20 protein-coding genes are annotated in these 22159 nt (G+C 52.2%); 17 read left to right on the top strand and 3 right to left on the bottom strand.

The annotated features are described in order from the left end of the window. A partial coding sequence (locus ACYVRB_RS02025) for a transposase (protein ID WP_461213240.1) occupies positions 1–617 on the bottom strand: 617 nt, incomplete at its 3' end. A gap of 106 nt (positions 618–723) precedes the next feature. Here ACYVRB_RS02025 and ACYVRB_RS02030 point away from each other — a divergent pair. Next, positions 724–1701 (top strand): aldo/keto reductase, encoded by a 978-nt coding sequence (locus ACYVRB_RS02030; RefSeq protein ID WP_461213241.1) that lies wholly within the window; start codon positions 724–726, stop codon positions 1699–1701. A 185-nt stretch (positions 1702–1886) separates the two neighbouring features. On the opposite strand, the gene ACYVRB_RS02035 is transcribed toward ACYVRB_RS02030, so the two are convergent. Together ACYVRB_RS02035 and ACYVRB_RS02040 are read right to left on the bottom strand one after the other, a co-directional pair. After that, on the bottom strand, positions 1887–2813 hold the full coding sequence (locus ACYVRB_RS02035) for a glycosyltransferase family 2 protein (RefSeq protein WP_461213242.1): 927 nt from the start codon (positions 2811–2813) through the stop codon (positions 1887–1889). A 106-nt stretch (positions 2814–2919) separates the two neighbouring features. Further along, positions 2920–3552, bottom strand: coding sequence for a YigZ family protein (locus ACYVRB_RS02040; RefSeq protein WP_461213243.1), 633 nt, complete (start codon positions 3550–3552; stop codon positions 2920–2922). Between the two features lie 14 nt (positions 3553–3566). On the opposite strand from ACYVRB_RS02040, the gene ACYVRB_RS02045 reads away from it, so the two are divergent. From ACYVRB_RS02045 to phoU, 16 genes are all read left to right on the top strand, one after another. Then, on the top strand, positions 3567–4817 hold the full coding sequence (locus ACYVRB_RS02045; protein WP_461213244.1) for a helicase-related protein: 1251 nt from the start codon (positions 3567–3569) through the stop codon (positions 4815–4817). A gap of 629 nt (positions 4818–5446) precedes the next feature. After that, positions 5447–6112: a ComF family protein gene (locus ACYVRB_RS02050; protein ID WP_461213245.1), complete on the top strand. Its 666-nt coding sequence runs from the start codon at positions 5447–5449 to the stop codon at positions 6110–6112. 134 nt (positions 6113–6246) lie between these two features. Next, positions 6247–6792, top strand: coding sequence for a ribosome hibernation-promoting factor, HPF/YfiA family (hpf, locus tag ACYVRB_RS02055; protein WP_461213246.1), 546 nt, complete (start codon positions 6247–6249; stop codon positions 6790–6792). 178 nt (positions 6793–6970) lie between these two features. Further along, positions 6971–9334 (top strand): preprotein translocase subunit SecA, encoded by a 2364-nt coding sequence (secA, locus tag ACYVRB_RS02060; protein WP_461213247.1) that lies wholly within the window; start codon positions 6971–6973, stop codon positions 9332–9334. A gap of 244 nt (positions 9335–9578) precedes the next feature. Beyond that, a protein-coding gene (prfB, locus tag ACYVRB_RS02065) for a peptide chain release factor 2 (RefSeq protein ID WP_461213248.1) occupies positions 9579–10695 on the top strand; the annotation gives its coding sequence in 2 pieces (ribosomal slippage) (positions 9579–9650 and positions 9652–10695; 1116 coding nt in all). A 151-nt stretch (positions 10696–10846) separates the two neighbouring features. Then, positions 10847–11533 (top strand): cell division ATP-binding protein FtsE, encoded by a 687-nt coding sequence (gene ftsE / locus ACYVRB_RS02070; protein ID WP_461213249.1) that lies wholly within the window; start codon positions 10847–10849, stop codon positions 11531–11533. 4 nt (positions 11534–11537) lie between these two features. Further along, the gene (ftsX, locus tag ACYVRB_RS02075) at positions 11538–12410 is read left to right on the top strand and encodes a permease-like cell division protein FtsX (RefSeq protein ID WP_461213391.1); all 873 of its coding nucleotides are present in this window, start codon (positions 11538–11540) and stop codon (positions 12408–12410) included. 872 nt (positions 12411–13282) lie between these two features. Continuing rightward, positions 13283–14386, top strand: coding sequence for a PDZ domain-containing protein (locus ACYVRB_RS02080; protein ID WP_461213250.1), 1104 nt, complete (start codon positions 13283–13285; stop codon positions 14384–14386). After that, entirely contained in the window at positions 14383–15093 is a 711-nt protein-coding gene (locus ACYVRB_RS02085; protein WP_461213251.1) for a response regulator transcription factor, read from the top strand. The genes ACYVRB_RS02080 and ACYVRB_RS02085 overlap by 4 nt, the downstream gene beginning before the upstream one ends. Next, a complete protein-coding gene (gene pnpS / locus ACYVRB_RS02090) occupies positions 15086–16729 on the top strand; it encodes a two-component system histidine kinase PnpS (RefSeq protein ID WP_461213252.1) in 1644 nt (547 codons plus the stop codon). The genes ACYVRB_RS02085 and pnpS overlap by 8 nt, the downstream gene beginning before the upstream one ends. 116 nt (positions 16730–16845) lie before the next feature. After that, positions 16846–17700, top strand: a complete 855-nt coding sequence (locus ACYVRB_RS02095; protein WP_461213253.1) for a phosphate ABC transporter substrate-binding protein PstS family protein — start codon at positions 16846–16848, stop codon at positions 17698–17700. A 9-nt stretch (positions 17701–17709) separates the two neighbouring features. Beyond that, positions 17710–18630, top strand: a complete 921-nt coding sequence (gene pstC, locus ACYVRB_RS02100; protein WP_461213254.1) for a phosphate ABC transporter permease subunit PstC — start codon at positions 17710–17712, stop codon at positions 18628–18630. Then, positions 18630–19514: a phosphate ABC transporter permease PstA gene (gene pstA / locus ACYVRB_RS02105; RefSeq protein WP_461213392.1), complete on the top strand. Its 885-nt coding sequence runs from the start codon at positions 18630–18632 to the stop codon at positions 19512–19514. Before pstC ends, pstA begins: the two co-directional genes overlap by 1 nt. Positions 19515–19535: 21 nt before the next feature. Further along, the gene (gene pstB, locus ACYVRB_RS02110) at positions 19536–20345 is read left to right on the top strand and encodes a phosphate ABC transporter ATP-binding protein PstB (protein ID WP_461213255.1); all 810 of its coding nucleotides are present in this window, start codon (positions 19536–19538) and stop codon (positions 20343–20345) included. A gap of 38 nt (positions 20346–20383) precedes the next feature. Further along, positions 20384–21145: a phosphate ABC transporter ATP-binding protein PstB gene (gene pstB, locus ACYVRB_RS02115; RefSeq protein ID WP_461213256.1), complete on the top strand. Its 762-nt coding sequence runs from the start codon at positions 20384–20386 to the stop codon at positions 21143–21145. A gap of 40 nt (positions 21146–21185) precedes the next feature. Further along, positions 21186–21863, top strand: coding sequence for a phosphate signaling complex protein PhoU (gene phoU / locus ACYVRB_RS02120; RefSeq protein ID WP_461213257.1), 678 nt, complete (start codon positions 21186–21188; stop codon positions 21861–21863). Positions 21864–22159: the final 296 nt, after the last annotated feature.

Below are 22159 nucleotides of genomic sequence, written 5' to 3' on the forward strand. Positions count from 1 at the left end.
AAGAGCAACCCGGACTCTTGATCAAATACAACCTGAGGGTGATATCCATAGGCCATATAGTGAGCGTTGAAGGCGGACCGTTCTTGATTACCGAAAGTATCACAATGCGTTGAGTCTATATCCAGCACGAAGCGGGATTGACCACTAAGACGGAAAGCCAAGGCGGCTACTTGCCAGATAAGCTTCCGAAAGTCATCTAGGTCGGCGTCTTCAAGGCGCTTGAAAAACCGTGAAAGTGAGGGCTGTGAGACTAGCCGAGAGCTACCCAAGGTGGCCGCCAGTACGGGATCACGTTGCCAGTCATTGGCACTACTGTCATGTAAATACCCGGCAACGTCGAGCAACAATTTTTCCAAGAAGATGTCGATCATCGAGGCCTTCCAGAATCGTCGTTGGTCTGGTAACTTGAGGCACTGATTGGCAAGTTGCCTAAAGTTGATACGATGAAGAAACTCTTGGAACAAAACGAGTCCGGCGTCATTTGAAAGTTGACCGCCGTCGGCGGTCACAGTCACATTGGTATTGCATTGCAGGGATAAGCTGGTTAAAGTTGAGATGGTGTGAAGCCTCGCTTTCGTGATGGTTTTCGTCGACTCAACCTTAGCATATAGGCGCACCCAATGGGTGAAACACCAAAGCAGCGCAGTCCCGTGTGAATCATGGGATTGCGCTGCTTTTTTGAAATTCTATGAATAATCCAGGGTGAAAAGGGGGAAGCAGACAATGAAATATCGGACTTTTGGTAAAACCGGTTTTCAGATCAGCGAGGTCAGCCTTGGCACTTGGCAATTAGGTGGCAAGTGGGGCGCGCCATTTTCGCTCGACGATGCCCAAGCAACGCTTGAGACGGCTTACGAACACGGGGTGAATTTCTTTGACACCGCGGATAGTTATAAAGGCGGCGAAAGTGAAAGGGCAGTCGGTGTCTTCGCCAAGCAGCATGCTGATGTGCATTACACCACCAAGATTGGTCGCAAAGAGAGTCCTTTAAGTCTGGAACATTTTGACCCGAAACACCTGCGTCGCTATGTTGACGAATCGCTGAAAAACATGGGTACAGAAGCGCTGGATTGCGTTTTGCTACATTGCCCGCCGATGAAAGGCTATTACGATCCAGAGATTTTTGCTACGCTTGATGCGCTGAAGCAAGAAGGCAAGATCTTGAACTACGGCGTTTCTGTCGAACGTGTTGAAGAAGCGTTGCGGGCGTTGGATTATGATATTTCTGCCGTTGAGATCATCTACAATATGTTCCGCCTGCGTCCGGCAGAACACTTTTTTGCTCAGGCCAAGGTCCACAACGTCGGGATCCTGGCACGGGTACCATTGGCCAGTGGGCTGTTGTCTGGTAAGTTGACGGCAACGACGACCTTCGCGCCGGAAGACCAGCGCAGCAACAATCGCAACGGCGAGTTATTCGATAAAGGCGAGACGTTCTCCGGTGTGGATTACCTCACTGGTGTGGCCGCGGCAGATGAACTTAAGCAACGGCTAGGCACGGAAAACCTCGCGGCGACTGCCTTGCGGTACATCTTGATGAGCCCAGAAGTGTCCGCAGTGATTCCTGGTGCCAGCAAGCCAAGCCAAATCGCACGCAATACAGTGGCTTCTGATTTGCCAGCGCTGAGTGATGCCCAGATGGCGATCGTTCAAGATGTTTACGACCGCAAGATCAAGAATCCTGTCCATTATCTCTGGTAATATCAAAAAGCACCTCTCATCGAGAAGTGCTTTTTTGGTGTGTTCATAAACTGAAGTTAGCTGTCTAGGTTTGCTTTAGGACATGTTGGAGATGGTGTTATAGGTCGCGAGGGCGCGACAACGGGCACCGGTTTGGAAAAGGTCTTCCTCTAGATGCTGACATGCAACTAAAGTAGGTCTTTGCGTTATTTGATTTCGTTCACAACGTAAATTGGACGATTCTTCACTTCTAATAAGATTTTGCCAATGTAACGGCCTAAGATACCGGTGGCAAATAGCTGCAGGCCGCCAATCATCAGGAAGATTGAGACCAAACTTGGCCAGCCTGGCGTCGGGTCACCGTAGATCATGGCGCGCACAACAATGAAGATCAAAGCAAGGGTGGAAATTACAAAGCTGAAGATTCCCAACCATGAAACGAAAGTCAACGGCGCATCGGAGAAATCGATGATGCCATCGAGCGAATATTTGAACAAGCTAGAGAAGCTCCAAGCAGTTTTACCATATTTGCGCTCGACGTTTTGATAAGGCAGGTACTTGGATTTGAAGCCGATCCAGCCGAAGATCCCTTTTGAAAACCGATTATGCTCGCTCAGCGACAACACAGCGTTCACGTACTTCGGCGTCATGACGCGGAAATCGCGCGCGCCGGGGACGATGTCGGCTTGGGAGATCCGCCTCATCAATTTATAGAAAAGTCTAGAAAACATGCTCCGCAAGGCCGGTTCACCGGAGCGATCGGTGCGCGCGGCGCCAACCATTTCGTAGCCTTCATCGATCCCGGCAATCATCTCCGGTAACATTTGAGGCGGATCCTGCAAATCAGCGTCCATGATGGTGTACAAGTCAGCGTGCGCGTGCTGGAGGCCAGCATACATACCAGCTTCTTTACCGAAGCCACGGGAAAAGTCGATGTAATGGACATCTGGGTCAGTCAGCTGCAGTTGCTTGATCTCGGCCAAGGTGCGATCAGTCGAGCCATCGTTAATGTACCAAAAAATCGGCCGGTAAGCCGGTAAGTCAGCGAAAGTGCGCGTCACTGCCTGATAGAAAACGGCAACGTTTTCTTCCTCGTTATGGCAAGGAATGATAATTGCGAGTGTTTGCATCAAATTGGAGCCTCCCAAGCTGAACTGATGCCTCAATTATAGCATAGTGGATCGTCTGCTTAGCCGGGTACCGGCAATAATCCGAACTTGTTAGCCACACCGAAATCAGTTATAGCGCAACCGGCACTTCGGTAAATCTTGGGTCGCCTACGGTTAACGTGACCTGGCCACTGAGCAGGTCGATCAAACCAGCTCGGAGCTTGTCGAGTTCATCATCTGCGACATTTGTCTCGATGCTGACATCAACCGCGTAATTAGTAGATTGGATGGTCTGATGATGCGCTTCAAGATAGTGTTGCACTGTCCCGAGTTGTGCGTAGCTGATCTCGATAGTGAGGGCTTTTTGCCAAACACGCTCGACGACGCCGATAGCTTCGACCGCGTCTTGCACGCCGTTGGCATAAGCACGGATCAAGCCGCCAGCACCGAGTTTGATGCCACCAAAATATCGGGTGGTGACAGCACAGACGTCGTGTAGCCCCATCTGTTGCAAAGTTTGAAGCATAGGGACGCCTGCGGTACCAGAGGGTTCACCGTCGTCGTTGGCACGTTGGATGTGGTCGTCGTCACCGAGCAAGTACACTGGGACGTTGTGGTTGGCTTTATAATGTTGCTTCTTGATTTTGGCGATGAAAGCTTGTGCATCTTCTTCGCTTTGGATGCGGGCGAGGTGGGTGATAAAACGCGATTTTTTGATGATCAATTCGTGTTCGCCGTCAGCGGCGATGGTGCGGTATGCCATAGGAGGGACTCCTTTTGCAGTATGCGGGGATGCAGTTGTTACGAAGCGAAATCATTGACTCCAGTTTAGCACAGGAGGTCGCAGGATTGCGGGCTGATGGCACGTGCAATCGTTGCGGACAAAAACAGCCAGTACGTCTGCCAAGCGGAACCCGCTATTGTGCGGCTTGCATTAATCTCGGTCGAGTCAGTGATCAAGAGACGTTGTGTCGCTTCCCAGCAACAACACTCACGCCGGGGCATTATCTGACCTGGCAAGGGGAGTTGACGCCAGCCCAGGCCGCCGCTTCTGCGGCCGTGCAAGCATCTGTGACGGCCGGCCGGGATCACTTGCTGTGGGCGGTGACCGGTGCCGGAAAAACGGAGATGTTGTTTGAAACCATTGCGGCGGTGTTAGACGCTGGCGGTCGGGTAGGGGTTGCGGCACCCAGAATCGATGTGGTACGAGAGCTCGCCCCGCGTTTGCAGGCGGCGTTTGCCCACACCTCGATGGCAATCCGCTATGGTGGCGCGCCTTGGCCGCAACATGACGTGGCGTTGACAGTGCTGACGACGCATCAGCTGTTGCGCTACTATCAAGCTTTCGATCTTTTGATCATCGATGAAGTCGATGCTTTTCCATTCGTCCATAACCAAGCCTTGGCATATGCAGCCGAACATGCGACGCGTGGCGCGAAGGTCTGGCTGAGTGCCACGCCGCCCGCAAAATTATTGCAAGCGGCCAAGCGCGGACGGCTGGGGCTAAGCGTGTTGCCAAGACGGTTTCACAATGCGCCGTTGCCGGTACCAAAAGTCGCCTGGCTTGGCCGTAGACGACTACCAGAGCAGATCGATGCGAAGTTGATCAGACAGCTTGCAACAATTGTATCTACGCACCGCTGTTTGCTTTTTGTCCCAGAGATTGCCTGGGTGCCAATTTTGCAGACGCAATTGCAGGCTAAGTTGGCTGTGCCGGTTGCTGGTGTGCATGCCAGCGATCCAGAACGTGCAGACAAGGTCGCAGCCTTTCGCCGCGGCGACATACAGTTATTGATAACGACCACGATTTTGGAGCGCGGGGTCACAATCCCGAAATGTGCCGTTATGGTGCTTGCGGCTGACGCGCGGCAATTCGATGCTGCTTCGCTGATCCAAATGGCCGGCCGTGCTGGCCGTTCTGCAGATTCCGTAGACGATCCGGTCTGGTTCTATGCCCGCCACTACACTCGCGCCATGCAACTCGCCCTGCGGACTATTCGTCATATCAACCATCAAGCTGGCTTCTAGCCGTCTCTAGATTATCACTGTCCGACAACGTAAGTCTTCTTTGGGATGTCTTTTGGATGGTGGTACAGGTCGGGTTTGGTGTGTTCCGGCCCTAGAGATGGCTGGAACGGTGCGAGGCGCTCGGAAGCTAACTCTCCGCTGCGCTACGAGTGGATCTTCCTCGACGCCTTTGTTGTAAGCGGCAAGCCGCTAACAACAATGCCGCGCCTGAGCCATCTCGGGCCTCCACACACCAAACCCTGACGTTAGCGTCATGTGTCACCAGAAGTGGCAAATTTCACGAGAATAGAAATAGACCAGTGGCTGACAATATGTCTAGTTAAGAATAGATTAGTTAGACCGTGTTGTCCGTTACACGATACTATCCTGATATGCAGAACCTAGGGTGTGGGTGAAAGTGACGGAAGCAGGTCAATCTGACGTGGTGAGATTGCTGTTAGCGACTTGTCGCTTACAGCAAGGCGCAGGTGGAGATCCACTTCGTCGCAGACGAAGTTAGCTCCGCCGAGCACCCTCTCCACGACAGATTGAAGCCTGCTGGAGTCACTTTCACCCGCACCCGACCGCGATTGGTCTACAGCCAACGACACACTTACGCTGCCGGACAACGACAGTTAGGGGGTATCATCATGGAATGTTTGTTGTGCCGTCAACCGTTGCGTTGGGAATTGCGGCTAGCGGAGTTGGTCACGTTGAAGGCGCTGGTGGCACCGCGGTTGTGTGCAAGCTGTCTGCGCACCTTTGAGCGGATCGACCAAGAGCTGGCCTGTCCAGGATGTGGGCGCGCAAATTCACCACAATTGTGCCTGGATTGTCAACGTTGGCAGGCGCAAGGAGAGGCGTTGTTGCACCACCGCGCGGTTTTTACGTATAACCAAGCGATGAAGGCCTTCATCCAGCAGTACAAAGGCTTGGGCGACTGGCGGCTCCACGTTGCTTTCCAGACGGAACTGCAGCCACCTCAGCACGGTGTGTTGGTACCAATCCCCAGCGAAGCCGGGCATTATGCGCGGCGGGGATTCGATCCGGTACTTGGGTTGTTCGGTCACCTACCGTTGCGTCAATGGCTGACCAAGGCCGATACCGCCCAGCCACAGGCCCAGAAGAATCGGGCGGGGCGGCTGGCGACGCCGCAAAGCTTTAGCTTGAAACCGGAAGCGGATTTTCGGCGCGTGTCGCGGGTGATTTTGGTTGATGATCTGTATACGACAGGACGCACGCTTTATCACGCCGCCCACGCGCTTAAAGCTGGCGGCTTTTGCGGAAAAATCACAAGTTTTTCGTTAATTAGGTAAATAATTCACAGGGAATCGTTTGTGTCTAGAGACGCAGTCGGCTATAATAAAGGCAGAGAGATGGAAGGGCTAACAACGCCCGCCACCTCATGCGTCACCGCATCTTGTGACGCTGATGAAAGGGGAGAAGTGTCATGCTAACATACAACGTTCGTGGCGAAAACATCGAGGTCACTGAAGCGATTCGGGCTTATGTCGAGAAGCGCATCAGCAAACTCAACAAGTTCTTTGATAACTCGGTTCAAGCGATCGCGCATGTGAATTTGAAAGTTTACCCCGACAAGACGGCTAAAGTGGAAGTGACCATCCCGTTGTCTTATCTCACATTGCGTGCTGAAGAAACCAGCCCTGATCTGTATGCCAGCGTTGATTTGGTTACCGACAAGTTGGAGCGGCAGGTTCGCAAATACAAGACCAAGATCAACCGCAAGTCCCGTGAGAAAGGCTTGAATCCAATTCAAGTGGCACCGGCAGACGAAGAAGAGGTCCCTGAAGACGACTTGGCAGTTGTTCGCACCAAGCGCGTGTCCTTGAAACCAATGGATTCTCAAGAAGCTATCTTGCAGATGGACATGCTGGGGCACAACTTCTTCATCTTTGAAGACGCAGAAACCAGCGGCACCAGTATCGTTTACAAGCGTCGTGATGGCCGTTATGGCTTGATCGAAACTGACGAATAAACTAAATAAACTAGTATAGGGGCCGTGCATGATGTGCGGCCCCTTTTGAATGGCAGAGAATCTCGACAGTATCGACTGAGATAATGCATCGTGTGGTTTTCAATCTGCGGAATCAATGCTAGAATAATGAAGATACTGTCAGTTAGTGTACACATTTTGACAGAAGGGAATTCAATTAATGGCTAATCCACTTAGAAAATGGGTCGAAAACGACAAGCGCGAAGTTAACCGTATCGGTAAGATCGCCGATAAGGTCATCGCGCATGAAGATGAATATGCCGCATTAAGCGACGAAGAATTACAAGCAAAGACGCCCGCTTTTAAAGAGCGCTTGCAAAACGGGGAAACCCTCGATGATATTTTGCCTGAGGCTTTCGCGGCTGTCCGTGAAGGTGCCAAGCGGGTGTTGGGGTTGTTCCCGTTCAGAGTGCAGATCATCGGTGGGATCACCTTGCATGAAGGTAATATCGCTGAAATGAAAACCGGTGAAGGGAAAACCTTGACCGCTACCATGCCAGTTTACCTGAATGCTTTGGCAGGCCACGGGGTACACGTTGTCACCGTCAACGAATACTTGAGTGCGCGTGATGCCACAGAAATGGGCGAACTTTATAACTGGATGGGTCTATCTGTAGGGTTGAACACCCATGAAAAGTCTAGCGATGAAAAGCGCGAAGCCTATAATGCAGACATCACCTATTCGACCAACGCGGAGCTTGGGTTTGATTACCTGCGTGACAATATGGTCGTCTATAAGCAACAGATGGTCCAGCGCGAACTGAACTATGCCATTGTCGATGAAGTTGACTCCATCTTGATCGATGAGGCGCGGACACCTTTGATTATTTCTGGCGGCGCTGAAAAGTCTAACGGGTTATATATCCGGGCCGACCGCTTCGTCAAGACGCTCAAAGAAGAAGACGACTATAAGATCGACTGGCCGACCAAGACCATCAGTCTGACAGAACAAGGGATCCGCAAGGCCGAGAAGGCTTTTGGTCTGAAGAACTTGTATGACACCGAAAACACCGCCTTGACCCACCATATGGATCAGGCGCTGCGTGCAAACTATATCATGCTCAAGGATATCGACTACATGGTCAAAGACGGAGAAGTCTTGATCGTTGATTCTTTCACCGGGCGGGCGATGGAAGGTCGGCGCTTCTCTGACGGGTTGCACCAAGCCATCGAAGCCAAGGAAGGCGTCGAGATCCAAGATGAAAACCAGACCATGGCGACCATCACGTATCAGAACTTCTTCCGGATGTACAACAAACTGTCCGGGATGACCGGGACCGCGAAGACCGAAGAAGAAGAGTTCCGTGAAATCTACAACATGAACGTGTTGTCGATCCCGACCAACCGGCCGATCGCCCGTGTCGATGCGCCAGACATTTTGTATCCGACCTTGGATGCGAAGTTTAACGCCGTTGTTAAAGATATCAAGGAACGTCACGCCAAGGGGCAACCGATCTTAGTCGGGACCGTAGCGATCGAATCTTCCGAGCGCTTGTCCAAGATGCTCGACGAAGAAGGTATTCCGCATTCTGTATTGAACGCGAAAAACCACGCACGTGAAGCTGAAATCGTTATGAATGCCGGCCAACGCGGTGCCGTTACCATCGCGACCAACATGGCTGGGCGGGGGACCGATATCAAGCTCGGCCCTGGCGTCACAGAAGTTGGTGGCCTGGCCGTTATCGGTACCGAGCGTCATGAATCTCGTCGTATCGACAACCAGTTGCGTGGCCGTTCCGGTCGGCAAGGGGATCCTGGTTCCACCCAGTTCTATCTGTCGCTGGAAGACGACTTGATGAAGCGTTTTGGTTCCGAGCGGATCAAGGCGATGCTCGATCGCTTCAAGCTGGAAGACGACGAGCAGGTCATCCGTAGCCGGATGATTTCGCGTTCCGTCGAATCCGCACAGAAGCGAGTCGAAGGGAACAACTATGATACCCGTAAAAACACGTTGCAATACGATGACGTCATGCGTGAACAGCGGGAAGTCATCTACAAGCAACGTCAACAGGTCATCAACGAAGAAGAATCGCTGAAGCCGGTACTGATGGCGATGATCAATCGTTGCATCACGCGGATCGTACAGTTGCACACCCAAGGCGAATCTTCCAAGTGGGAGCTCGACAAGATCTACGACTACGTGACTTCCAATATGGTCAACCCTGATGTGATCAAGGTCGACGACCTCGCCGGCCTTGGCCAAGAAGAGCTAATCAAGAAGATCGAGGACTTGGCAGAAGCTAACTACCAACAAAAATTGAAACAACTTGGCGATCAAGCCCAGATGCTTGAATTTGAAAAGGTGGTTATCCTCCGCGTGGTCGATAGTCTGTGGACTGATCACATCGACGTTTTGGATCAATTGCGTCAGTCCGTTGGCCTACGTGGTTACGGGCAGATGAACCCCTTGGTCGAATATCAAGAAGAAGCTTACCGCATGTTTGAAGAAATGATCGCGCACATGGATGAAGACGTGACCCGTCTGTTCATGAAGGCTGAGATCCGTCAAAACATCCGGCGCTAAAATCCAGAGCGGCGCAAGGCGGGTTCAGCGATGTAGGTAAGACAACTTGGACTCGTGCCGGCAGCGCCGGTGCGTGACCGAGACAACGTTGACACGCACCGTTGCGCCATGTAGCTCGACGAAGAGCAAAGCAGGACGGGCCTAGACCGCCTGGCGTTACCTCGCAAACTTGACGACAAGCAAAAGGCCGGACAATGCCCGGCTTTTTGCTTGTCTGCTAACAATAATCAAAGGAGAATGTGCCATGGAAATCGCAGAAGCGCGCAACACGCTTGCACAATTACGCACCAAAATAAATCAGTTCAGGGGGTCTCTTTGACCTCGATGCCTTGAACGAACGCATCTCAGAAAACGAAGGCCGCATGGCAGAACCAAATTTCTGGAACGACCAGCAAGCCGCCCAGAAGGTGATTGATGCCAACAACGCGTTGAAGACCAAACACGATAACTTTTACGCGTTGGCCAATCAGCTCGACGACCTCGATGTTTCTTTAGAACTATTACAAGAAGAGCCTGACGCTGGTATGCAACAGGAACTCGAGTCGGGCATCCACACGCTGGAAGCGCAGATGAACAACTACGAAATGGCGCTACTACTCAACGGCAAGTACGATGCTAACAATGCCATCTTGGAAATCCATCCTGGCGCCGGGGGGACTGAGTCGCAAGACTGGGGCAGTATGTTGTTGCGGATGTATCAGCGTTGGGCTGATCAAAACGGCTACAAGGTAGAAGTCGCTGACTATCTCGCCGGCGATGAAGCGGGCATTAAATCCGTCACATTGTTGATCCAAGGTGAAAACGCCTATGGCATGTTACGCAGTGAAAAAGGGGTCCACCGGCTGGTGCGGATCTCCCCGTTTGATTCTGCTGGTCGTCGGCACACGTCTTTTGCCAGTGTCGACGTCATGCCCGAGCTGGATAACTCGATCGATATCGATATCCGCCCAGAAGACATCAAGATGGAAGTGTTCCGCTCCAGTGGTGCCGGCGGACAGCACATCAACAAGACCAGTTCCGCGGTCCGCTTGATCCATATCCCGACTGGTATCGTAGTGTCCAGCCAAGCCCAGCGTTCGCAGTTTCAGAACAAAGCTACGGCCATGGGCATGCTGAAGGCGAAGTTATATACTCGCGAACAAGAGAAGAAAGCTCAAGAAGCCGCAGCCATCAAAGGCCAACAGCTTGATGTGGCGTTTGGTTCGCAGATCCGCTCTTACGTGTTCCATCCGTACACGATGGTCAAAGACCACCGTTCCAACTATGAAACCGGTAATGGTCAAGCTGTCATGGATGGTGATTTGAATCCGTTCATCTATGCTTATCTGCAATGGCAACTCGCTTCTGAGAATCCTGACTAAACCAAGCGGCGGTATGGCAGTCGACAAGAGAAGCGGATAATTTGATTTCAAATTGTGTCGCGAATGTTTTGTAATGTATCTGCAATGCTCCTGTTGTATCCGCCTGCTATACTAGTCCTGTTTGTAACAATGCCTATAAGGAGACGCACGCATGATTCAAATGAAGAACGTGATGATGAAGTATGATAACGGCGTCGTCGCGATGAAGGATCTCAACATCACCATTGATGACGGTGAGTTCGTTTACGTGATCGGGCCTAGTGGTGCCGGTAAGTCAACGTTTATTAAGATGCTTTACCATGAATTGACCCCGACCGAAGGGGATATCAAGATCAACGAGTTCGATTTTGCCACGTTGCGCCCCGCTGAGGTACCATATCTGCGGCGGAAAATCGGGATCGTGTTCCAGGATTTCAAGCTGTTACCGCGCTTGACGGTTTTTGAAAACGTCGCGTATGCGATGCAAGTTATCGAAACGCCTGACAAAGACATTCGTCCGCGGGTGCAAGAAGTCTTGAAACTTGTGGGGCTGGAACAAAAAATCCGGCGTTTCCCATCTGAATTGTCAGGTGGGGAACAGCAACGAGTATCGATCGCGCGAGCCATCGTCAATAAGCCACAAGTTGTAATTGCTGACGAACCAACCGGGAACTTGGATCCAGAAACCGCTGAAGGAATCATGGATATCTTGGAACGCGTCCACGCAACTGGGACAACGGTGATCATGGCGACGCATAACCAGCAAATGGTCGATGAGCACACCCACCGCGTGTTGGAAATCGCTGGCGGGCGCTTGATCCGCGATGACAAGGAAGGGAGTTACGCCAGTGAAGCCTAATGTTATGAAACGCCATCTCAAAGACTCCTGGAAATCCCTTCGCCGTAACGGTTGGATGTCCGTTGCCGCCGTGTCGGCGGTGACCGTGACCCTTTTGCTGGTCGGCATCTTCATGGCGTTGCTGTTGAACGTCAACCGGATTTCCACTCAAGTCGAAAATGATGTGCGCGTGCGCGTGTATGTTGACCGCGGCACCACCAAGAAGCAAGAAGCTAAGCTCGAAACGCAACTGAAGGCAATGAAGCAGGTCAAAACGGTGCATTATCGCTCCGCTAAGACTGAGCTGGACACCATCGTCGGCAGCTATGGTAGCCAGTGGAAGATGTTTTCTGGCGACAAGAACCCGTTGAACAATGTGTTCATGGTGGATACTAAGAGCCCAAAAGCGACGATCACGGTCGCCAAAAAGGCTGAAAAGCTCCGCCATGTTTCCGAAGCTTCCTATGGTGGGTCGACTGCTAAGAAATTGTTTAAGACTGTCGACACGATTCAACGTTGGGGGATCGGGTTCACCATCTTACTCCTATTCGTTGCCGTCTTCTTGATCTCCAACACTATCCGGATCACGATCTTGTCACGTGCTGATGAAATCGGGGTGATGCGCTTGGTCGGGGCAACCAATGGCTACATTCGCTGGCCGTTCCTTCTCGAAGGTGCATGGACAGGCTTACTTGGGTCGATCATTCCGATGATCGTCGTCGACGTCGGTTACCCGCTGGTTTATTCCAACGCCGGGCTAACCACCGCTACTAACGGCTACTCGTTGTTCCCGTCGATGCCGTTCCTGTTGTGGCTGGACATTGCACTCGCTGCAGTTGGGGTCATCATCGGGGCGTTGGGTTCTGTCGTTTCGATGCGGCGTTTCTTGAAGATTTAATTTAACAGCGAATACTCAGAGTACGATATTCAGTAATCGTAATCTTGAAGCTTAAAAATGTGAGACCTCAGGGGCTCACATTTTTTTTTGCTATCGTTGTCCGGTAGCGTAAGTCCTCTTTGGGATGTGTTTGGGATAGTGGTATAGGTCGGGTTTGGTGTGTTCCGGCCCTAGAGATGGCTGGAACGGTGCGAGGCGCTCGGAAGCTAACTCTCCGCTGCGCTACGAGTGGATCTTCCTCGACGCCTTTGTTGTAAGCGGCAAGCCGCTAACAACAATGCCGCGCCTGAGCCATCTCGGGCCTCCACACACCAAACCCTGACGTTAACGAAGCTCGTCACCAGAAGTGGCAATTTCCAAGAGAATGTAAATGGACTAGCGGCTGACAGTTCATTTAATTACGAACGGATCAGTTATAATCAACGAGTTGACCCGATTGGCCATGACATCAAACTATCCTGATACGCAGGATCTAGGGTGCGGGCGAAAGTGACGGAAGCAGGTCAATCTGACGTGGTGAGATTGCTGTTAGCGACTTGTCGCTTACAGCAAGGCGCAGGTGAAGATCCACTTGGCCGGAACGGCCAAGTTAGCTTCGCCGAGCACCCTCTCCACGACAGATTGAAACCTGCTGGAGTCGCTTTCGCCCGCACCCGACCGCGATTGGTCTACTACCAACGATACGCTTACGCTGCCGGACAGCTTCAGTCCAAAATGTGAATTTGGGAATGAAATCGGCATCACCAACTTTTTACCAAATTTTTACGGGCGAAACGGTAATGTATCCGCTGTCATTGCTGGCCGATACATTTGCTACGTTCGGTAAATGCGCTTGACATGATATACTAAAGGCGAATAGGAAGGTGAACCTTGTGCGCTTGTTATTGACACTGCTTGGCCCGGTCACTTGGGTAGGCATTTTGATCGCGATATTTTGGCACTGGCGCCGGTTGACTCACGAGCGCAAGGTGTTTTTGACGGCGATCGATCGCCACGCCACGAGCTTGTGGGCGGGGTTGATCGGTGGCGTCGCTGTAGCTTTGGTCGTATCGGCGCTGGCATTTGGCGGTGGAGTATTATTGCCATCGCAGGTGTTGGTGACGATTACGGTACTGAGTTTGGTCGCGTTGTTGTTGTCGGGACTCGGGTTTGCGCCTTGGTGGCTGAGCCTGGCTGGGGCTGTGACATTGTTTGTGCCTTGGCCGCAGCAGCTACCTCAGGCAACGAGTTGGGGCTGGCGGTTGGCATTGCTGATCGCCGGCTTGTGGCTGGCGGAGGCGTTATTGTTGGCGGTGATCGATCCACCTATCGACGTACCAACGCTGACGATGGGCAAGCGCGGGGCCAAGATCGCCGTATACGCACACCGGCAGTTCTACTGGGTGCCACTGATTTTGCCGCTTAGTGGCAGTCAGTTTACGGCGTTTGCTTGGTGGCCGACGCTGACGATTGCCAACACCCATTTTGCTTTGATCGGGTTGCCGCTAATTTTAGGGGCGGCATTGAAAACCAAAAAGCAACTCCCTAAGGCCGCCTTGCACCGGTGGGCGTGGCAGTATCTGATCGCCGGCGGTATCGCGCTCGTCATCGCGGTGGCGGCGTGGTTGCTACCAATGACTGTATGGCTGTGGGTATTGGCGGCATTGGGCATCGGGTTGGCCTTGGCCAACGCTTTGGCGACCCGTGGTGGCATCAATTACATTTCTCAAACTCAGACTGGGGTACGTTTGGTTGCGGTGCAACCAGAGACTCCGGCCGCAAAAATGGGATTAGAGGCTGGCGACGTGGTGCTGTTGTGCAATTCGTTGCCGGTCCATAACGACGCTGAACTCTACGCCGCGATTCAAGCCCATCCCACATATTGTCGCCTGCGGGTGGCAGGGCTTGACGGCGAGATTCGATTGTGTGAAACAGCGATATACGAAGGGGCCCCACATGAACTGGGGATGATTACTTTTGCGGAGGAAGCCGAATGAAGAAGATCCTTGTGGTCGATGACGAACCAGCGATCGTAACGTTGTTGCAGTATAACTTGGAGAAAGAACATTTTGCCGTGACCACTGCCGGTGACGGTGAATCGGCGCTGACTCTGGCGCTACAGGAAGCATTTGATTTTATCATCTTAGATTTGATGTTGCCTGGCCTAGACGGACTTGAGGTCACCAAAAAAATCCGCGGTGCCGGTATCGCGACGCCAATCATGATCTTGACGGCTAAGGATTCTGAAACCGATAAGATCGTTGGATTGGAACTCGGCGCCGATGATTATGTCACCAAACCTTTCTCGCCACGAGAAATCGTCGCGCGGATCAAGGCAATTGAGCGGCGGGTTAACGGTGACTCTGGTCAAAAGCATCCGGCCGCCAATGCCAACGATATGATTGCCGTTGGTAATCTGCGGATCGATCCAGATAACTACCAGGCGACCAAAAATGGCGATAAGCTGACTTTAACGCCTAAGGAATTTGAACTGCTCGCCTTTTTTGCCAAACGCGTCGATAAAATTTTGTCTCGAGATGCTTTGCTGAACGGTGTCTGGGGTTTCGAATACCCTGCTGAAACGCGGATGGTTGATATTCAGGTGTCTCACCTGCGAGATAAAATCGAAGACGATCCAAAGCATCCCGCCTACATCAAAACCGTGCGTGGTTTCGGGTATAAGATGGAGGTTCCTAATGACTAGATTCACGCGCCAGCTCGTCTGGTCAAGCCTGCTTGCAATAGCAGGCTTTTTCAGCATTATCAGCGCCTGTAACCACCTGCTGTATTCGCAGCAAACGACCCATCTCAAACAGGTCTATCAGATCTATCGGCATGGGGATAATCAACAGACGACGCTGGCCAAAGACACCGGTGTCGTCATTACCCCGTTGGTGGGCCAGCCGCATTCCGCGCGTCAACAAATGATGCAGGATCTGATCGACCAAAAGCGCACCATCGTCGGCACCGAGCCTCAGGTGGTGCGGATTGCTGGGGACACGGAGCAGTTGTATATCTTCGAGCCGCAACACAATCATTTTGTTGGCGTCTGGCAGACCAAAGCGACGTTGGCGACTCTATCGCCGCGAGGGCTGGCGGCTTTTGCTTGCGCCTATTGGTTGGTCATGCTCGGCCTGTTGGGCTGGGGATTGCGGCGGCATCATTACTGGGAGAGCCACATCGCCACGATGACGCACAACATTGCCCGGATCCGTAGCGAACATAACGTCACGCCAATCTTACTGACGCCAGGTTCTGCTTTTGCCAAAATGGGTACCGAAATCAACAACCTTGAGCAAACTGTTGCCCACTTGCGGCAAAAAGTTGCCTTACGCCAAGCGAGTTTCGATCGCTTGATCGATCATTTGCCACAAGGGGTCATGTTGATCGATATGGATCGCAATGTTGTGTTGAGCAACCAGGCGATGGCAGCGTTTGTCGGGCATCCGATTTCGCCTGATGTGCATAATTATCTCGACGATGTGAAGACTTATTCACTGGCGCGGATGATCGAGCATACCTTCCGCAATCGCAAGAGTCATCACAAAGAAATGACCATGCTGATCACCCACAAGTCCGTCGATGCGAACGTGATCGCCTTGAAGGCGCGCGCTGACCGCGAACAGGTGCTGGTGATCTTGTATGATGTCACTTATCTGCGCCAGGTTGAGCAGATGCAACTGGATTTTGTTGGCAACGTGTCGCATGAGTTGAAGACGCCGGTCACGGCGATTTCTGGTTTTGCAGAGACGCTTTTGGCAGGAGCCAAAGACGATCCGGCGACGCTCGATCAATTCTTGACGATCATTCACGACGAAAGTACGCGCCTGACCAGCCTGATCACCGATATCTTGACGCTGTCACGGCCTTCAGATGCGCCGGCTAAGCACACCACCGTTGATTTGCGCGGACTTCTCGATCAGGCAGTCACCAGCCTGGCCAAGCCAATCGCTGACAAGCAATTGAAGGTCGACATCGAATTGCCAGACAACTTGACGATTCAAAGTGATGACGTCAAGCTGTCGCAGGTCGTCCGCAATCTGCTGAACAACGCCGTGTATTACAACCGGCAACACGGTAGCGTTACCGTTTCTGCTGAGGAACAAGAACATGCCTTGAAGCTGGTGTTCAAAGACACTGGTATCGGGATCGCTGATTCCGATCAGCAGCGGATTTTCGAACGCTTCTACCGAGTCGACAAGGCCCGTAGCCGCCACAATGGCGGCACCGGGCTTGGGTTGGCGATTGTTGCCGAGATGTTGCAGCAGCTCGGAGGCGACATCGCGCTTGATTCGCAAGTTGGTGTTGGGACCACCTTTACCGTAACGCTCCCGTTATAGTGCAGTTCTTCCATTACCGGACGATTGGGGCATTTACTACATTTTTACACATGCAGAGGCGAACATTTACAGTGGCTTGATACACTAGTTTCTGACATCAAATACGGAGGAACGACGTGAAAAAACTGCTAGGCTTAATCGCCGCCTTGAGCTTAACGCTCCTTGCGGCTTGTGGCGCCCAAAAAAGCGGCGGCGAATCGATCACCGCAGTTGGCTCTAGTGCCTTGCAACCACTCGTTGAAGCGGCTGCAGAACAATACCAAAGCGACCATCTGGGCGTGTTTATCAACGTCCAAGGCGGCGGGAGTGGTACGGGCTTAAGCCAGATCCAACAAGGCGCGGTAGAAATTGGTAACTCTGACTTATTCGCCGAAGAAAAGTCGGGGATCGACGCCAAACACCTGGTCGACCATCGCGTAGCGGTAGTCGGCATCACGCCGATCGTAAATAAAAAAGTCGGGGTAAAGAACCTGACGATCGCTCAGTTAAGGCAGCTGTTCACCGGTGAGATCACCAACTGGAAACAAGTTGGGGGCAAGGACATGCCGGTCGTCATCGTCAACCGCGCCCAGGGTTCTGGAACGCGCGCAACGTTTGAAAAGTGGGTGATGAACGGGCGTCAGCCTAAAGCCGCTCAGGAACAAGATTCGACCGGGATGGTTCGCTCGATCGTCGCGTCGACGCCAGGGGCGGTATCTTATGTCGCCTTTTCGTATGTCGACAAAACCGTGCAGGCGCTGGCGCTTGACAAGGTGGCGCCAACAGACGCTAATGTTGCGACGAATGCATGGCCGATCTGGTCGTACGAGCATATGTACACCCGCGGCAAGCCGACTGGGTTGACCAAGAAGTTCTTGGCTTACGTTCAAGCGCCGGCGACGCAAAAACGCCTGGTGGGGAAGATGGGATATATCCCAATCACCAAGATGCAAGTGCAGCGCGATGCCAATGGCAACGTGATCAAGAAGTAGGAGGCGCTCATGGATCCGATCAAAGAAGCGATGTTACACCCTTCGCATTCAGCGAAGCTTGAACGACGGGGACGATTGATCAGTTTAGCGTGTATCACGTTGATCGTCGCTGTTGTCGTGGCGATTTTCCTGTTCGTGGCGACGCGGGGGTTGGCAACATTTTTTGACAACAAAGTGAGTTTGTGGAGTTTCTTAACCAAGAGCACCTGGGCACCTGGCGTCAACGATGCCCACGGGATGCCTCAAGTTGGTGCCTTGCCGATGATTGTCGGTAGTTTCGGGGTGACCTTCTTGTCCGCCGTGGTTGCGACGCCGTTTGCCGTCGGGGCAGCGATCTTCATGACCGAGATTTCATCGAATCTCGGTAAGAAAATCTTACAGCCGGTGATCGAATTACTTGTGGGAATCCCATCAGTAGTTTATGGGTTCATCGGGCTGTCGGTGGTCGTGCCATTTATCCGTAACGTATTTGGCGGGACTGGGTTTGGGATCTTGGCTGGGACGTTTGTCTTGTTCGTCATGATCTTACCGACTGTGACGTCGATGAGTGCTGATGCCTTGCGTGCCGTGCCGCGACACTATCGCGAAGCGAGCTTGGCGCTAGGCGGCACGCGCTGGCAGACGATCAGCCGCGTTGTTTTGCGCGCGGCGATGCCTGGGATCTTGACCGGGGTCGTTTTCGGGATGGCGCGAGCCTTCGGGGAAGCGCTGGCGGTACAGATGGTGATTGGGAATGCGGCACTATTACCGCAAGACTTGATCAGTCCAGCCTCGACGCTGACATCGGTGCTGACCTCTGGCATCGGGAACACTGTTATGGGCTCACTTGAGAACAATGCACTGTGGTCGCTGGCACTGTTGCTGTTGCTCATGTCATTGGCCTTCAACCTGCTGATCCGCTGGATCGGTAAAAAAGGAGAGATGAAATGATGTCTGCAAAATCGATCGACAAGATGATGACTGCGGCGCTGTACGCGATTGCCGGCATCATCGTTTTGCTCCTGGCGAGTCTGCTCGGGTATATCTTGGTTCAAGGCTTGCCACACATCTCCTGGAAGTTTCTGACCTCCCCTGCCAAGAGCTTTGAAGCTGGTGGGGGGATTGGGATCCAGTTGTTCAACTCGCTTTACCTTTTGCTATTATCGATGGTGATCTCCGTGCCGTTGTCTTTGGGTGCTGGGATCTATCTGGCTGAATACGCCAAGAGTAACTGGCTGACCGACGTGGTTCGTACCGCCATCGAAATCCTCAGCTCTCTGCCTTCAGTGGTCGTCGGGCTGTTTGGGTTCTTGATTTTCGTGTTGCAGTTTCACTTTGGCTTTTCGATCCTGTCGGGGGCACTTGCGCTGACTATGTTCAACCTGCCGCTGTTGACGCGTAACGTTGAAGATTCGTTGCGTCAGGTCAGCTTCGCGCAACGTGAAGCCGGCTTAGCTTTGGGCCTGTCACGCTGGGAAACCGTTGTGCACGTTGTGATTCCTGAAGCCCTTCCTGGAATCTTGACGGGGATGATCTTAGGCGCCGGGCGGGTGTTTGGTGAAGCCGCGGCCTTGATCTATACCGCCGGGCAAAGCGCACCAGCGTTGAACTTTGGCGATTGGAATCCGCTAGATATCGCCAGCCCTTTGAACCCGATGCGGCCGGCCGAGACACTGGCGGTCCACATCTGGAAGATCAATTCTGAAGGTATCCAGCCAGATGCCGCCGCAGTGTCTGCCGGCGCCAGTGCGGTGCTGATCATCGCCGTCTTGGCTTTCAACTTGTTGGCGCGTTGGGGTGGCAATCATCTGTATAAGCGGATGACGGCGAGCTAAAGGCATTATAAGGAGAACAGCATGCAAAACTACTCATTAGAAGACCGCTATATTAAAGATTTGGATCCGGCGACGCACGAGTTTGCGATCACGACCAACGACCTGCGCGTCTTCTATGGCGACCACGAAGCCATTCACGGGGTTTCGTTGCCGTTCGAGCGGTATAAGATCACAGCATTGATCGGTGCGTCTGGTTCCGGGAAATCGACCTTTTTGCGCTCGCTCAACCGGATGAACGATAACATTGAAGGTAGCCGTGTGACCGGCGAGATCATGTATCGCGGTGTCGATATCAATTCTTCTGCCATCGATGTCTACGAGATGCGCAAGCACATCGGGATGGTGTTCCAGCGCCCGAATCCGTTTGCCAAATCAATCTATGATAATATCACCTTTGCGCCGCGACGCTTCGGCGAAAAACGCAAGCCGGTGCTCGACGAGCTCGTCGAAACCAGCCTCAAGCAGGCGGCGCTATGGGATCAGGTCAAGGATAACTTGTATCAAAGCGGGTTGTCACTGTCTGGTGGGCAGCAGCAGCGGTTGTGTATTGCTCGTGCGATCGCGATGAAGCCAGATGTGTTGTTGATGGATGAACCCGCGTCCGCGCTGGATCCGATTTCGACGTCGACGGTTGAAGACACGCTGATGGCGTTGAAAGATCAATACACGATCATCATCGTTACCCACAACATGCAACAAGCTGCACGGATCAGCGATTACACCGCCTTTTTCTATTCCGGCCAAGCAATCGAATTCGATGAAACCCGCAAGATCTTCACGCGGCCAAAAATCCAAGCTACAGACGACTACGTCTCGGGACACTTCGGTTAACCAGAGCGAGATTTAGATGAGTAAACGAGGAGGACAACATGTCTAACGACAAAGTAATCACCAGCAAAGACGTTCACTTGTGGTATGGTGACTTCGAGGCGTTGCACGGGATCGACCTGGATTTTCAGCAGAATCGGATCACGGCTTTGATTGGCCCTTCCGGTTGTGGCAAATCGACTTATCTGCGCACCCTCAACCGCATGAACGACCTGATCCCTGGCGTGAAGGTCGAAGGTGATATCCGTTTACGCGGCAAGGATATCTATTCGCCGCAAGAAGACGTCGTGCAGTTGCGCAAGCAAGTGGGCATGGTGTTCCAGCAACCGAATCCTTTTCCTTTCAGCATCTACGATAACGTTGTTTATGGCTTGCGCCTGCAAGGCATCAAGGATCGCGAAGTGCTCGATCAAGCGGTGGAAACCAGCTTGAAGCAGGCCGCAATCTGGGATGAGGTCAAAGACAAGTTGCACACCTCAGCTTTATCGTTGTCTGGTGGGCAGCAACAGCGGGTCGTAATCGGCCGGGTGTTGGCGGTACAACCAGAAGTGATCTTGATGGATGAGCCTACCAGCGCGCTCGATCCGATTTCGAGTACCCAAATTGAAAATATGTTGTTGGAATTGCGCGAGCAATACACCATAATACTAGTAACGCATAATATGCATCAGGCTTCGCGTATCTCTGACAAAACGGCGTTCTTCTTGCAAGGACGGTTGGTCGAGTTTGCTGATACGAAGACGATTTTCTTGAACCCTAAGGAACAAGAAACTTCAGATTATATCAGTGGACGCTTTGGCTAGAGCGCACAGGCCGTAACCTAAATAAGAAGGGGGTAATCACATGCGGCGATTATTCGAAGACGAACTCAATGATCTACACGTCCGTTTTTCCGAGATGGGAATGATGGTCAATGAATCGATTTATAAATCAGTGTCTGCATTCGTTAATCACGACAAGGCGTTGGCACGTACCGTCATCGCAGAAGATCAGCATATCAACAAACGCGAGGTCGATCTGGAAAAACGCAGCTTCGAAATGATTGCCTTGCAGCAACCCGTGACGACGGATCTGCGGATGATCGTCACGGTGCTGAAGGCCTCTTCTGATCTCGAACGCATGGGCGATCACGCCGTGTCGATCGCCAAGTCGACGATTCGAGTTAAAGGCACAACGCGGGTCCCGGCGATTGAGCAACAGATCGCCGGCATGGCTGCCGCAGTGAAGAAGATGGTGGCTGAGGTCTTAGACGCCTATGTTAAAGAAGACGACGTGCGCGCGCGGGAGATTGCGACGGAAGATCACGGTATCAACGATTTTTCCAAGAACATCTATGAAGCCTGCATTGAAGAGATGCGTCGCGATTCTGAGACGATCGTAGGGGCGATGGATTACATGCTGGTGTCGAGTTATTTGGAACGAATCGGGGATTACGTCACCAACATCTGTGAATGGATCTTGTATCTGCGCACCGGTAAGTTGCTGGAACTTAATTCCAATGCTACCGAAGATGGTTTTTGACAGCTAAAATTTCAATGTCCTAAGAGCGTCGCCATCGTGACGCTCTTTTTTTTCGCGTGAATCGTATGTTAGCGGTAATAGATGGTTTTTATGTAATCGAATTCACAATTCATTTATACCAGCTTGGTGGCACCTACTATCGGGATCTCCTGGTGTGATTGGTGCGAACATCCCGAAGTGATAGGACTTGATTAACAAGCTGCGATCAAAGAACGGTAAAGCTGGGGTTAAATTGCAATTTGTGTAGATTAATTTTTCCATAAGGCTTGTGCTCGGCTGAATTTAATGATTAATTA

It is taken from the genome of Lacticaseibacillus boliensis (genome assembly GCF_054784775.1).

What these genes read in the sequence shown, in the direction of transcription:
- ACYVRB_RS02030 (WP_461213241.1), top strand. Translation starts at nt 724, where the DNA reads ATGAAATATCGGACTTTTGGTAAAACCGGTTTTCAGATCAGCGAGGTC.
- ACYVRB_RS02040 (WP_461213243.1), bottom strand. Translation starts at nt 3,552, where the DNA reads ATGGCATACCGCACCATCGCCGCTGACGGCGAACACGAATTGATCATC.
- ACYVRB_RS02050 (WP_461213245.1), top strand. Translation starts at nt 5,447, where the DNA reads ATGGAATGTTTGTTGTGCCGTCAACCGTTGCGTTGGGAATTGCGGCTA.
- hpf (WP_461213246.1), top strand. Translation starts at nt 6,247, where the DNA reads ATGCTAACATACAACGTTCGTGGCGAAAACATCGAGGTCACTGAAGCG.
- secA (WP_461213247.1), top strand. Translation starts at nt 6,971, where the DNA reads ATGGCTAATCCACTTAGAAAATGGGTCGAAAACGACAAGCGCGAAGTT.
- ftsE (WP_461213249.1), top strand. Translation starts at nt 10,847, where the DNA reads ATGATTCAAATGAAGAACGTGATGATGAAGTATGATAACGGCGTCGTC.
- ftsX (WP_461213391.1), top strand. Translation starts at nt 11,538, where the DNA reads ATGAAACGCCATCTCAAAGACTCCTGGAAATCCCTTCGCCGTAACGGT.
- ACYVRB_RS02085 (WP_461213251.1), top strand. Translation starts at nt 14,383, where the DNA reads ATGAAGAAGATCCTTGTGGTCGATGACGAACCAGCGATCGTAACGTTG.
- pnpS (WP_461213252.1), top strand. Translation starts at nt 15,086, where the DNA reads ATGACTAGATTCACGCGCCAGCTCGTCTGGTCAAGCCTGCTTGCAATA.
- pstC (WP_461213254.1), top strand. Translation starts at nt 17,710, where the DNA reads ATGGATCCGATCAAAGAAGCGATGTTACACCCTTCGCATTCAGCGAAG.
- pstA (WP_461213392.1), top strand. Translation starts at nt 18,630, where the DNA reads ATGTCTGCAAAATCGATCGACAAGATGATGACTGCGGCGCTGTACGCG.
- pstB (WP_461213255.1), top strand. Translation starts at nt 19,536, where the DNA reads ATGCAAAACTACTCATTAGAAGACCGCTATATTAAAGATTTGGATCCG.
- pstB (WP_461213256.1), top strand. Translation starts at nt 20,384, where the DNA reads ATGTCTAACGACAAAGTAATCACCAGCAAAGACGTTCACTTGTGGTAT.
- phoU (WP_461213257.1), top strand. Translation starts at nt 21,186, where the DNA reads ATGCGGCGATTATTCGAAGACGAACTCAATGATCTACACGTCCGTTTT.